The organism is Aliivibrio sp. S2TY2 (genome assembly GCF_028765525.1).
GTDB classification, from domain to species: domain Bacteria; phylum Pseudomonadota; class Gammaproteobacteria; order Enterobacterales; family Vibrionaceae; genus Aliivibrio; species Aliivibrio finisterrensis_A.
The window spans coordinates 380607-393112 of the sequence record NZ_JARACS010000003.1 but is presented as its reverse complement, the minus strand read 5'-3'; the positions used below and the strand labels follow the sequence as shown (position 1 = coordinate 393112).

At 39.0% G+C, this 12506-nt stretch carries 11 protein-coding genes; 7 read left to right on the top strand and 4 right to left on the bottom strand.

Translation table 11 applies throughout. The features are described 5' to 3' along the window. The first annotated feature begins 155 nt into the window (after window positions 1-155). The 3 genes from PVK63_RS08155 to grxB all read left to right on the top strand — a co-directional run bounded on the left by PVK63_RS08155 (window position 156) and on the right by grxB (window position 1945). The gene (locus PVK63_RS08155; RefSeq protein ID WP_130045558.1) at window positions 156-344 is read left to right on the top strand and encodes a hypothetical protein; all 189 of its coding nucleotides are present in this window, start codon (window positions 156-158) and stop codon (window positions 342-344) included. A gap of 87 nt (window positions 345-431) precedes the next feature. Then, entirely contained in the window at window positions 432-1238 is an 807-nt protein-coding gene (gene xthA, locus PVK63_RS08150; protein WP_130047451.1) for an exodeoxyribonuclease III, read from the top strand. A 56-nt stretch (window positions 1239-1294) separates the two neighbouring features. Then, on the top strand, window positions 1295-1945 hold the full coding sequence (grxB, locus tag PVK63_RS08145) for a glutaredoxin 2 (protein ID WP_130086161.1): 651 nt from the start codon (window positions 1295-1297) through the stop codon (window positions 1943-1945). A gap of 339 nt (window positions 1946-2284) precedes the next feature. On the opposite strand, the gene PVK63_RS08140 is transcribed toward grxB, so the two are convergent. The 4 genes from PVK63_RS08140 to PVK63_RS08125 all read right to left on the bottom strand — a co-directional run bounded on the left by PVK63_RS08140 (window position 2285) and on the right by PVK63_RS08125 (window position 5464). Further along, on the bottom strand, window positions 2285-2962 hold the full coding sequence (locus PVK63_RS08140) for an ABC transporter permease (protein ID WP_130045555.1): 678 nt from the start codon (window positions 2960-2962) through the stop codon (window positions 2285-2287). Window positions 2963-2964: 2 nt separating this feature from the next. Beyond that, window positions 2965-3705, bottom strand: a complete 741-nt coding sequence (locus PVK63_RS08135) for an ABC transporter permease (RefSeq protein ID WP_130045554.1) — start codon at window positions 3703-3705, stop codon at window positions 2965-2967. Window positions 3706-3840: 135 nt separating this feature from the next. Beyond that, window positions 3841-4617 carry an ABC transporter substrate-binding protein gene (locus tag PVK63_RS08130; RefSeq protein WP_130045553.1) on the bottom strand — a complete coding sequence of 259 codons (777 nt, stop codon included), beginning with the start codon at window positions 4615-4617 and terminating at the stop codon, window positions 3841-3843. 76 nt (window positions 4618-4693) lie between these two features. After that, the gene (locus PVK63_RS08125; protein WP_130045552.1) at window positions 4694-5464 is read right to left on the bottom strand and encodes an ABC transporter ATP-binding protein; all 771 of its coding nucleotides are present in this window, start codon (window positions 5462-5464) and stop codon (window positions 4694-4696) included. Window positions 5465-6074: 610 nt separating this feature from the next. On the opposite strand from PVK63_RS08125, the gene PVK63_RS08120 reads away from it, so the two are divergent. The 4 genes from PVK63_RS08120 to PVK63_RS08105 all read left to right on the top strand — a co-directional run bounded on the left by PVK63_RS08120 (window position 6075) and on the right by PVK63_RS08105 (window position 12276). Continuing rightward, window positions 6075-7583: a DUF3360 family protein gene (locus PVK63_RS08120; protein WP_130045551.1), complete on the top strand. Its 1509-nt coding sequence runs from the start codon at window positions 6075-6077 to the stop codon at window positions 7581-7583. A 285-nt stretch (window positions 7584-7868) separates the two neighbouring features. Next, window positions 7869-10145 carry a formate C-acetyltransferase gene (gene pflB, locus PVK63_RS08115; protein WP_130045550.1) on the top strand — a complete coding sequence of 759 codons (2277 nt, stop codon included), beginning with the start codon at window positions 7869-7871 and terminating at the stop codon, window positions 10143-10145. A gap of 161 nt (window positions 10146-10306) precedes the next feature. Beyond that, window positions 10307-11044, top strand: coding sequence for a pyruvate formate lyase 1-activating protein (gene pflA / locus PVK63_RS08110; RefSeq protein ID WP_130045549.1), 738 nt, complete (start codon window positions 10307-10309; stop codon window positions 11042-11044). Window positions 11045-11109: 65 nt separating this feature from the next. Continuing rightward, window positions 11110-12276 (top strand): cupin domain-containing protein, encoded by a 1167-nt coding sequence (locus PVK63_RS08105; RefSeq protein WP_165371145.1) that lies wholly within the window; start codon window positions 11110-11112, stop codon window positions 12274-12276. Window positions 12277-12506: the final 230 nt, after the last annotated feature.

The window sequence follows — 12506 nt, the reverse complement described above, 5'->3', positions numbered from 1 at the left end:
ATCTCGTAAGAGATCGAAAAGCCAATTCAGAAATGAATTGGCTTTTTTTGTGTCTGTAAGAAATAAAACGTCTGATTCTCTTTTTATTCCTTGCCAAAACCACTGTTCAAATATACAGTTAGTTTGTTTTCGATAATATAAATAGAGGCATTAAAATGCACATAGCACAAACTCAAAAGCAGCAAGAGCCTTCACAATGGAAAACCTGTAGCTTATGTAACAAAGAGGCTTTTTGTAACCCATCGACTAGCGTAACAATGGCATGGATAAAAGCGGGCTTTGGACAACAGAAATGCACATGGCATTGTGAGACATGCAAGCCTACGGCTAAGTTAATGAATTAACTTATCTATCAAATTAATGGTAATATCGTTGTATTAAAAGATCCTTTCTTCATAGGATTCAAAATAAAAACAAGGATTTTAACCATAATGAAAGTAATCTCATTCAACATAAATGGCCTCCGTGCTCGCCTTCATCAACTTCAAGCGATTATTGATAAGCACAACCCTGATGTTATTGGTCTTCAAGAGATCAAAGTACATAACGAAATGTTCCCTGTCGAAGCCGTCGAGGCGATGGGCTATAAAGTGTACTTCCATGGCCAAAAAGCACATTACGGTGTTGCTATGCTATGTAAACAAGAGCCTATCTCTGTTCAGTATGGGTTTGATACGGATACCGAAGAACATCAAAAACGTATGATCATGACAACACATCAACGTGAAGATGGCTCACAATTCACGGTTATGAATGGTTATTTCCCACAGGGTGATAACATCAAGCATGAAACTAAATTCCCGTACAAACGCCAGTTCTATAAAGATCTCATGACTCACCTAAACACTCACCATAAGAGCGATGAAGAACTGATCATTATGGGTGACATTAATATCAGCCCTATAGATTCAGATATTGGTATTGGTGAACCAAATGCGAAGCGCTGGTTAAAAACAGGTAAGTGTTCATTCCAGCCAGAAGAGCGAGAATGGTTACAAACATTAAAAGACTGGGGTTTTGAAGACACCTTCCGTAACCTTCATCCAGAAGTGACCGATCAGTACTCATGGTTTGATTACCGCTCTAAAGGCTTTGTTGATAACCGTGGCCTTCGTATTGATGTGGTAATGGCTACACCAACACTTGCAGCTAAATGCACAGAGTCGGGTATTGATTACGAACTACGTGGCATTGAAAAACCGTCTGATCACGCCCCAATCTGGTCTACATTTAAATAACGATTTAAAGCCCTACCTTATATTCTAGTGTGGGGCTTTTTTAATAAGGAAGTAGTATGAAATTATTCTTATTTGAACATTGTCCGTTTTGTATGAAAGCTAAAATGGTTGCTGGTATTAAAAATCAGTCTATTGAATTCATCTATATGCAGAATGATGATGTAGATAGCCGAATTGAGAAAGTCGGTGCAAACATGGTACCTATTTTAGAGAAAGAAGACGGCAGCTACATGGCGGAAAGCTTGGATATCGCAGAGTTTCTGGATAAGCACGATCATCACTCTGTTATTGAGCAAGCGACTCACGCCGATGAGATTTCTGAGTGGTTAGATACAGCTCGTCCTTTATTCTTTAATCTTACCTTCCCTCGCTGGACTCAACTAAATTTACAAGAGTTTCAACGACCTGAAGCAATTACTTGGTATACAGAGAAAAAAGAAGCGTTTATTGGTATGCCCTTTGAGCAAGCGCTAGCTCAAAGTGATGATTATATTAAACAATTAAATCCATTATTGGTTGATGTTAATTTCATTACGCTACCATCAGAAAAAGGCAATAAAATCACATGGGATGATATTAACTTTTTCCCATTTATTCGTAATTTAACTGTCGTTAAAGGATTAGACTTCCCACCTCATTTAAAGAATTATCTTGATGAGGTCAGTGAACTGACTGGTGTTAATTTATTTTTAAATGACGCAATATAGTCATCATTTTAATTAGTGGTTATAAAGTAAAAAAGAGCACAGGACAGTGCTCTTTTTTATACTTAGAACCAACGTTGGTACCAAAGAATTTCGCCATGCTCAATAAAATCAAAAACGCTTAAAAATACAGCACAGATAATCGCTAATTTAACTAGTCTCACCAATAAAAACGATAATCCCATAATCACCACCTCAAAAGTATAATCTGACCATACTATCATGATATCTATCTGGATAAATATCTGACTATATACTTATGCGATTTGCTCTTATACCACGGATTGATATGAATAAAAAAAGAACACATCTTGTGCTCTTTTTTCTGTGTTTAAAATACAGTTAACTTAACGGCCTCATAAATCTAAGCAGTCGAGTTTCTAATTGCTTAAATACAAAAATGATAATAAACGTTAAGCACATATAGAATAAACCAGCCGCTATATATGACTCAAATGGCGCGTAATATCGTGAATTCACTAAGCGAGCTGCGCCTGTTAAATCCATTAAAGTAACGATACCTGCAATCGCTGAACCATGGAGCATAAAGATCACTTCATTACTGTAAGCGGGAAGCGCTCTACGCAAAGCACTTGGTAAAATAATGCGCTTATAGGTCTGAAATTGACTCATTCCATACGCTTTTGCTGCTTCTATCTCACCTTGTGGTAATCCATTAATTGATCCACGAACAATTTCAGCTGTATATGCGCCCGTATTTAATGCAAATGCCACTAAAGCACAAAATGATGCGTGCTCCCATAGTGTATCTTTCACGGGAAAAAACTGATCCATCCCATAATAAATTAGGTATAGCTGAATAAGTAATGGTGTCCCACGGAAAAAGTAAATATACGCCCAAGCGGGCACCCAAATTAATGGATTATTACTGTTTCTTGCTATTGCTGAAGGGACAGCAATACATAAGCCAACAATAAGAGAAAGAGTCACTAACCAAACCGTAGTCCAAAGCCCTTCTAAATACACAGGTAGGCTCTCAATAATGATTGAAAAATCCATGCTTACCTCATATGAATGCTGAATTTACGCTCAACAAGTTTTAAAGCACCTGTTGATATAGCAGTAAATAGTAAGAAAATACACGCGACGGACATATAGAAAGTAAATGGCATTTTAGTCGTACCAGCAGCCATTGAGCTGACTCGAACCATATCTTCTAAACCAATAATTGAAACCAGCGCAGTGGTTTTTAATAAAACTAACCAATTATTACCAAAACCTGGTAAGGCATGGCGAAGCATTTGAGGAAAGAGGATACGACGAAAAGCCATCGCTCCACTCATACCATACGCTTTTGCAGCTTCCATTTCACCACGGTCAACCGCCATAATGGCACCGCGAAATGTTTCAGCCATGTAAGCACCAAAGATAAAACCAATAGTTAAAATACCTGCAATAAACGGACTGATTTCAATATAATCTGGAAGGTAAGATATCCATTCATGGTCAGGATTAGAGTTGGTCATCCACTCATTAATCCATTCATTAGTTGCGTATAACCCATTATTAAGCAGCATTTGACCGCCAAAAAATAACAGCATCATCAAAACAAGATCAGGGATACCACGAACAACCGTAGTATAGAGAGTAGCAATACCTCTAGCCCAACGATAAGGTGCCATTTTAGCGAGCGCCCCTAATAGACCTAAAAAAACTGCTAAGATAAGAGACAGTATAGCTACTTGAAGTGTAACCATGGCTCCGTCTAAGATGGAGGATTCATATCCTTGTAAATCTAACATACTGCTTCCAAGCTTTCGCTTTAATACTTAAACCAATAAAAATAATTATCCTTTATTGGTATAAATATAAGTATTAGAAATAGTGGAAGAGACAAAGCTATTGCCTCTTCCCTTTTTATGCTTACCTATTGGCTTTTATTCACCATAAACATCATAGTTAAAGTATTTAGCTGCAATCTCTTGATAAATACCCTTTTCGCGTAAAGATTGAATTGCTGCATTCAGCTGCTTAGTTAAATCTTTATCTTGCTTACGAGTTGCAATACCAAAACCATCGCCAAACCACTTTGGATCCGTTAGTGATGGACCAACAAACTCATAGGCTTTGCCACCTGGTTTATTAATCAGCCCCTCTTCTAATGCTGATGCATCACCAAGAACCGTATCAATACGACCTGCTTTTAGATCCAAATACGCTTCATCAAATGAACCGTAACGCTTAAGATCAACACCTTTACCAAAATTATCAGTTAAATATTTGTCGTGTGTTGTCGCACGCTGAACACCAACAGTGACGCCTTTAAGACCCTCTTTAGTCATGACTAAATCAGTGCCTTTCTTAGCGACAAATTTATTTGGGATCAGTGCGTATTTTTCTGTAAAATCAATTTTCTTTTTACGTTCTTCAGTAATCGACATAGCTGCGATAATCGCATCGTATTTACGAGCCAGCAATGATGGAATAATGCCATCCCAATCTTGCGCTACGATTTTACAGCGCGCTTCCATCTCTTTGCATAAGGCATTTGCCATATCAACATCAAACCCTTTTAGTTCACCTGAAGGCTCAGTCCAACTAAAAGGAGGATATGCTCCTTCAATACCAAATCGAATTTGCTTCCATTCTTTTGCTTGAGCTGCACCAGTGACTGCTGTAGATGCCACAACGGCTGCTAATAACCACTTCTTCATTTCCTTGCTCCTGTAACTAACGATTTTTATATTTATAAGCTGTGTTTCTTTATATTACTCAGCCATCTATCGATTTCTAATAGATAGATGAGATAAACTGCTTTAAACGATCTGATTCTGGATTAGTAAATAGCTTAGCGGGATCGCCCTGCTCTTCTACTAAACCCTGATGTAAAAACATCACATGATTAGAAACATCTCGTGCAAACGCCATTTCATGCGTCACTACCAACATAGTTCGGCCTTCTTCAGCAAGATCTCGCATAACCCCAAGAACTTCACCAACCAACTCAGGATCAAGTGCTGAAGTTGGTTCATCAAATAACATCACTTCAGGATCTACCGCTAATGCTCGTGCTATTGCTGCACGTTGCTGTTGGCCTCCTGATAAGTGCCCAGGGTAATAGTCCCTACGCTCGTAAAGACCGACTTGTTTTAAAAGTTGTTCCGCTTTTTCAATAGCTTCGGCTTTCGGCACACCCAAAACATGTATTGGTGCTTCGATTACATTTTGTAACACCGTCATGTGTGACCATAGATTAAAGCCTTGAAAAACCATAGCAAGACGTGAGCGTATTCGTTGAACTTGTTTTTCATTGGAGGGGATTGCTTCACCTAAACGATTGTTTTTCATCTCAATCAATTCACCATTGACCCAAATTTCGCCATGAGTTGGTGTTTCAAGTAAGTTGATACAACGCAGGAAGGTACTCTTACCTGAACCAGATGAGCCAATAATTGAGATTACATCACCCTTATTAGCCTCTAGGGAAATACCTTTTAAGACTTCATTTTGTCCAAAATGTTTATGTAAGTCTTTCACTTCTAGCGCGACAGCATCCTTCATGCGCCATAACTCCTAATTCAATACACATTAATCGTTTGCTTTTCACTTTATTCTTAGAATTTAACACTCAAAATTATCACAAGCAACAATTTATTAACCAAAGTATGAATAGCGAACAAAAATTAGACACGATAAAAATTTAAATTTAATTTTAAAAGAATATCATTCACTTTTGGCCATTATTTTATAATTTCTATTCAATTTCACATTAACAATATTAAAACATTTATTTTCTGTGTATTTATGTTTAAGTACAGTAAAACTAGCACATAGTATATGTACTACATGTAAACGAATTACTGCTATAATTTGTTTTTTATTAAGAATTATTAACAAGTTCAATATTGTTGATACCATTAATAAAATGCATCAAAAACACTGTAGAGAACTGTTATTAAAGGAGAAATTTAATAACAACTCTATCATTAACATAATAACACCAAAGTATTAACCGTTTCATTTTGTAGTTTTCTTTCATATACAATTATATAGTGATCAAGATCAATCATTGGCTTAATTTTCGTGTGCTACACTCGGCGAAAATAACAAGAACAACATCAATATCTACTTATTGATTTTTTAATACTTAAAATTCTATTATGAGGATTCTATGTCTATAGACAAAGAGCAGAACGAAAAGAGCTATAGCGAGTTACATCGCCCAGCTTCTGAGTTCGATAGCCGTTCAGATTACCTAGATCATGAACTGCAAATTATGAAACCACGCCGCTTTGGTTTAAACCTACCTGGTCGTGACTTCCGCTTTGAACTTGAAGATCTTGTTCCTGCTTTAGCCGGAACTATCGGCATCATTGCAATGTACTCTGCGGTAATGATGTCTTGGGCTGATGGCCTTACTCAAGCATGGCCACACATCAACTTAGGTAAAGAATTTGCCATTGAAGTTGCTCGTGTAGAAATGCTTATCCCTGCTTTTTTATTCTGTATTCTAGCCTCTGGTTTCTTTAACCCTCGCGCTAACCTTGCAGGTAACCATGGCCCAATGATCCCACTTATCGGTGCGATCGCGTTAGCTGGTGCACACCCTCTTGCTCTTGCCATTTTATTAGGTGTATTCGGCTTACTATTGAGTTATTTCAAAGGCGGTTCCAAGTTAGTCAACTTAACCTCTGAAGGGGTTGCTGGTGGTCTTCTTGTCTTCCTTGGCTTCAGTGGAGCAATGGGTCAGATTAGCAATATACAAGCTTGGTCTACTGGTCTTGAAGGCGAGTTAGGCTACATTGGTTTAATCGTATTAGCAGTAAACATTGTTCTATACGCTTATCTTGCTCGTATTAACAAACGCTGGTTAGCAATCCCTGCTTGTGCGTTTGCTGGTTTAGCAGTTGCACTTGCTCTTGGTGCTGGTTTTGATCTTAAGTTTGAAACTGAGATGGGTATCCCTAACCTAAACCCTGTTTACTGGTGGGGGTCAACTGAAGAAGGTTGGATGCTTGGTTTACCAAACCTGCAGCACTTCTTAGCTTCTCTACCTTTTGCTATCCTAGCGGTTGCAATGTGGTCACCTGATTTCCTTGGTCACCGTATCTTCCAAGAACTTAACTACCCTCGTCGTACTGAAAAAGTACTAATGGACGTTGATGACACGATGACAATGTGTTCTATCCGTCAAATGGTAGGTACTGCAGTTGGTGGTGGTAACATCACATCTTCTTGGGGTACGTATATGATCCCAGCAGCAATTGCTAAGCGTCCGATCCCAGGTGGTGCTATCCTTCTTGGTACAATCGTAATGATTATTGCTATCCTTGGCTTCCCTATGGATGTTGCAGTATGGCCACCAGTAATGTGTATGGCTCTATTAGTTGGTGTATTCTTACCAATGCTTGAAGCCGGTGTTCAAATGGTTAAAGAAAACAAAGACGCACAATCTGCAGGTATTTGTATCTTTGCCGCAGCAGTAGCAAACCCAGTTTTAGCTTGGGCTATGACTATGCTTCTTGATAACAATGGTTTGATTGGTGATAAAGAACGTCCTAAGACACTTTCTTTTGTTGACCGTATTGTTATTCCTGGCGGTGTATTAGTAATTTGTTTAATTGCAATGCTTGCAGTTGGCATGCTTGAAGGTCAATACGGCATCAAGGCACTACTATAATAGTGACACCTCACGTATAATACTTATGGGGTAATAAAATAAATTACCCCATTTTATTAAAAAAATTGAAGATTTATTGATTTAGTTTAAGGTTTGCAAAAAAAGTTTAAGGTAGTATTGAAAAATCGAACGGTTAGTCGCAATATAAATGCTTATAGGCTAAATTTTATAATCATTTATATTGTTATTAAATTGAGTGTACTGTTTTACCTCTAACGAGGATGTGGGCAGCTCAAGCCCATTATGAATAGTACGAATTTTTTCTACTAAAAAGGTAGGTATATCATGGCAGAGCAATTTGCTAAAGCTTGGACAGGTTTTGCAGACGGTGAGTGGCAAAACGAAGTTAACGTTCGCGATTTCATCCAAAAGAACTATGCACCTTATGAAGGTGACGAAGAATTCCTAGTTTCTGAAGGTACTGAAGCAACTAACAAGCTTTGGGCTAAAGTAATGGAAGGCATCAAACAGGAAAACGCAACTCACGCACCTGTTGATTTTGATACTTCAGTTATCTCTACCATCACATCTCACGATGCGGGTTACATTGAAAAAGACCTTGAAACAATCGTTGGTCTTCAAACAGAAGCGCCTCTAAAACGTGCAATCATCCCTAACGGCGGTGTGCGTATGGTTGAAGGTTCTTGTAAAGCATACGATCGCGAACTTGATCCTATGGTTTCAAAAATCTACTCTGAGTACCGCAAAACACACAATGCTGGTGTTTTCGATATCTACACTAAAGACATCCTAAACTGTCGTAAATCAGGTGTTCTAACTGGTCTTCCTGATGCATACGGCCGTGGTCGTATCATTGGTGATTACCGTCGTGTTGCACTTTACGGTATTGATTTCCTAATCAAAGACAAACTAGCTCAATTCGCTTCTTTACAAGAACGTTTTGAAAAAGGCGAAGATCTAACTGCTACAATGCAACTTCGTGAAGAAATTGCTGAGCAACACCGTGCTCTAGGTCAAATCAAAGTTATGGCAGCTAAATACGGTTGTGATATCTCTGAGCCAGCAACTACTGCACAAGAAGCAATTCAGTGGACTTACTTCGGCTACCTAGCTGCTGTTAAATCTCAAAACGGTGCTGCAATGTCTCTAGGTCGTACTTCGACTTTCCTAGACATCTACATCCAACGTGATATCGACGCTGGTCTTCTAACTGAAGAACAAGCTCAAGAAATGATCGACCATTTCGTAATGAAGCTACGTATGGTTCGTTTCCTACGTACTCCTGAATACGATGAACTATTCTCTGGTGACCCAATCTGGGCTACAGAATCTATGGGTGGTATGGGTCTTGACGGTCGTACTCTAGTTACACGTACTAACTTCCGTTTCCTAAACAGCCTTTACACAATGGGTCCTTCTCCAGAGCCAAACATCACGGTTCTTTGGTCTGAGCAACTGCCTGACGGCTTCAAACGTTTCTGTGCGAAAGTATCTATCGATACTTCTTCTATCCAGTACGAAAATGATGACCTAATGCGTCCTGACCTAGCATCAGATGACTACGCAATCGCTTGTTGTGTATCTCCAATGATCGTTGGTAAGCAAATGCAGTTCTTCGGTGCTCGTGCTAACCTTGCGAAAACGATGCTTTACGCAATCAACGGCGGTGTTGATGAGAAGCTAAAAATCCAAGTTGGCCCTAAAGAAGCGCCAATGACTGATGAAGTTCTTGATTACGCTAAAGTAATGGATCGTCTAGATCACTTCATGGATTGGTTAGCAACTCAATACGTTACAGCATTGAACTCTATCCACTACATGCACGACAAGTACAGCTACGAAGCGTCTCTAATGGCTCTTCATGACCGTGACGTTCGTCGTACAATGGCTTGTGGTATTGCTGGTCTATCTGTTGCTGCCGATTCTCTAGCTGCAATCAAGTACGCTACAGTTAAACCAATTCGTGACGAAGATGGCATCGCTATCGATTTCGACATCGAAGGTGATTACCCTAAATTTGGTAACAACGACGCTCGCGTTGATGATATCGCATGTGAACTAGTTTCTACGTTCATGGGTAAAATCCGTAAGCTTAAAATGTACCGTAACGCTATCCCTACTCAATCAATTCTTACTATTACATCTAACGTTGTATACGGTAAGAAAACTGGTAACACGCCAGATGGTCGTCAAGCAGGTGCTCCTTTTGCTCCTGGTGCTAACCCAATGCACGGCCGTGATGAGAAAGGTGCTGTAGCATCTCTAACTTCAGTAGGTAAACTACCGTTTGCTGATGCACAAGATGGTATCTCTTACACATTCTCTATCGTTCCTAACGCACTAGGTAAAGACGATGACAACCGTCGTTCTAACCTTGCTGGCCTAATGGATGGTTACTTCCACCACGAAGCTAACGTAGAGGGTGGTCAACACCTTAACGTAAACGTTCTTAACCGTGAAACTCTAGAAGACGCAGTTAAGCACCCAGAGAACTACCCACAACTGACTATCCGTGTATCGGGTTACGCTGTGCGTTTTAACTCTCTAACTACTGAACAACAAAAAGACGTAATCGCACGTACTTTCACTGAAACTCTATAATTTCAGCGTTAATTAAGTAGCATTAAGCCCTGCCATTTTGGTGGGGCTTTTTTATTTCCACTTTCCTCATAATTCCCCCTATTTCTCTCTGGTTTGCCCTACTTAATTGGTCCAAAGTGTAATAAAATGGCCACATAATTATAGTTCGGAGAAATGTCGTCATGTCTGTAGGTCGTATTCACTCTTTTGAATCTTGTGGTACCGTTGATGGTCCAGGTATTCGCTTTATCATCTTTTTACAAGGTTGTTTAATGCGTTGTATGTATTGCCATAACCGCGATACTTGGGACACGCATGAAGGTAAAGAAGTTACCGTTACTGAATTAATTGAAGAAGCAAAAAGCTATCGTCACTTTATGAAAGCATCTGGCGGTGGCATTACCTGTTCTGGTGGCGAAGCAATGCTTCAACCTGAGTTTGTACGTGACTTCTTCCGTGCTGCACAAGCCGAAGGTATGCATACCTGCCTAGATACGAATGGCTACATTCGTAAACACACTGATGTGATTGATGAAGTATTAGAAGTTTCAGATCTTGTTATGCTTGATCTAAAACAAATGAAAGATGATGTTCATAAAGAGTTTATTGGCGTATCTAACACTCGAGTTCTTGATTTTGCTCGTTATTTACATAAAATCGGCCAAAAAACATGGATCCGTTACGTTATTGTCCCAGGTTACACTGATGATGAAGAATCCGCTCATCTACTTGGTGAGTTCATTAAAGACATGGACAACATTGAGAAAATAGAGCTGCTTCCATACCACCAATTAGGTGCCCACAAATGGCAAGCTATGGGACTTGATTACCCTCTTGAAGGGGTTAATCCTCCTTCTAAAGAAACCATGGAAAAAATGGTAGAGATCCTGAGCCAATACCATAATAACGTGAAATTCTAAGCTCTACTTTCACTTTACATTTATTTTAAATGCCCGACTATCGGGCATTTTTATTGGAAACAATTATGTATCAATTAAGCTTTTCGTTAAAAGAATTCCTTGCTGAATATTGGCAAAAGAAACCCGTCATTATCAAAGGCGGTTTTGAAAACTTTCAAGATCCTGTTACACCTGAGGAACTCGCTGGCTTAACGCTAGAAAATGATGTGGATTCTCGCTTTGTTTCTAACTTAAACAACGAATGGAAAGCGGAACACGGCCCATTAAGCGAAGAACTGTTCGATACGCTTGGTGAAACCAATTGGTCTATTATTGTTCAAGCGGCTAACCACTGGCACGAAGGTGCGGCTGAACTATTCAAGCCATTCAAACAAATGCCAAACTGGTTATTTGATGACATCATGATCAGCTATTCAGTACCTGATGGTGGCGTAGGTCCACACATTGACCAATACGATGTATTTATCATTCAAGGTCAAGGGAAACGCCACTGGCGAGTTGGTGATATTGGCGAATATCAAGAAGAACACCGCCATAGTGCACTAAAACAAATCACGGGTTTTGACCCTATTATCGATCAAATCTTAGAACCTGGTGATATTCTTTATATCCCACCAGGCTTCCCACATGACGGTTATGCATTAGAACCATCAATGAGTTATTCTGCAGGTTTTCGTTCACCAAAAGAACAAGAGCTAGTGAGTAACTTTGCTGACTTCATTATTGAGAATGACAAAGGTGATGTGCATTACCACAATCCAGATCTTCAAGCGCAAAGTCACGGTACTGAAATTAGCACGCAGAGCTTTGAAGATTTAAAAGCAATGATGTTAAATGCTATGTCGGATGAACAAACGCTAAAGCAATTTATGGGTGAATATTTAAGTAATTCACGCCATCATTTAAATATCCTTCCTGATTCTGAAAAATGGACAACTGAGGAATTAATTAGCTATTTACAGTCAGGTCAAGCTCTGATTAAAGTCGCTGGAATTCGAGCTTTCTATCATGAAATCGAAACATGTGAAGATAACATGACACTTTATATTGATGGTGAAAGCTATGTTTTCCCTTTAAGCGTAAAAAATGATGTGATTGCTTTATGTGAAACGTCAGAATTCACACAACTCGATGTTGAGGGTTTATTGCAAGATCCACATTCAGTGGCTAATTTACTGCAATTTGTAAATATCGGTTACTGGTTTGCTGACATTGACGGCGAAGCAGAATAATACCATTCTGGATAAGTAGTTGTTCAGATAATTGCGTAGGAAAAATCGATTAGAGCAAGGCATAAATTGCAGTAACTAGTGGATCTAATTACAAAAGTTATAACGCAGATATAATCGATTTTAACAAGTAAGAATGATCAAATACTTATGTAGATTGGTATAGACATAAAAAAAGCGCGATATAAATAGATTATCGCGCTTAAGCCTGTCACAGGCTGAATGATTAAAAA

What these genes read in the sequence shown, in the direction of transcription:
- PVK63_RS08155 (WP_130045558.1), top strand. Translation starts at nt 156, where the DNA reads ATGCACATAGCACAAACTCAAAAGCAGCAAGAGCCTTCACAATGGAAA.
- xthA (WP_130047451.1), top strand. Translation starts at nt 432, where the DNA reads ATGAAAGTAATCTCATTCAACATAAATGGCCTCCGTGCTCGCCTTCAT.
- grxB (WP_130086161.1), top strand. Translation starts at nt 1,295, where the DNA reads ATGAAATTATTCTTATTTGAACATTGTCCGTTTTGTATGAAAGCTAAA.
- PVK63_RS08140 (WP_130045555.1), bottom strand. Translation starts at nt 2,962, where the DNA reads ATGGATTTTTCAATCATTATTGAGAGCCTACCTGTGTATTTAGAAGGG.
- PVK63_RS08135 (WP_130045554.1), bottom strand. Translation starts at nt 3,705, where the DNA reads ATGTTAGATTTACAAGGATATGAATCCTCCATCTTAGACGGAGCCATG.
- PVK63_RS08130 (WP_130045553.1), bottom strand. Translation starts at nt 4,617, where the DNA reads ATGAAGAAGTGGTTATTAGCAGCCGTTGTGGCATCTACAGCAGTCACT.
- PVK63_RS08125 (WP_130045552.1), bottom strand. Translation starts at nt 5,464, where the DNA reads ATGAAGGATGCTGTCGCGCTAGAAGTGAAAGACTTACATAAACATTTT.
- PVK63_RS08120 (WP_130045551.1), top strand. Translation starts at nt 6,075, where the DNA reads ATGTCTATAGACAAAGAGCAGAACGAAAAGAGCTATAGCGAGTTACAT.
- pflB (WP_130045550.1), top strand. Translation starts at nt 7,869, where the DNA reads ATGGCAGAGCAATTTGCTAAAGCTTGGACAGGTTTTGCAGACGGTGAG.
- pflA (WP_130045549.1), top strand. Translation starts at nt 10,307, where the DNA reads ATGTCTGTAGGTCGTATTCACTCTTTTGAATCTTGTGGTACCGTTGAT.
- PVK63_RS08105 (WP_165371145.1), top strand. Translation starts at nt 11,110, where the DNA reads ATGTATCAATTAAGCTTTTCGTTAAAAGAATTCCTTGCTGAATATTGG.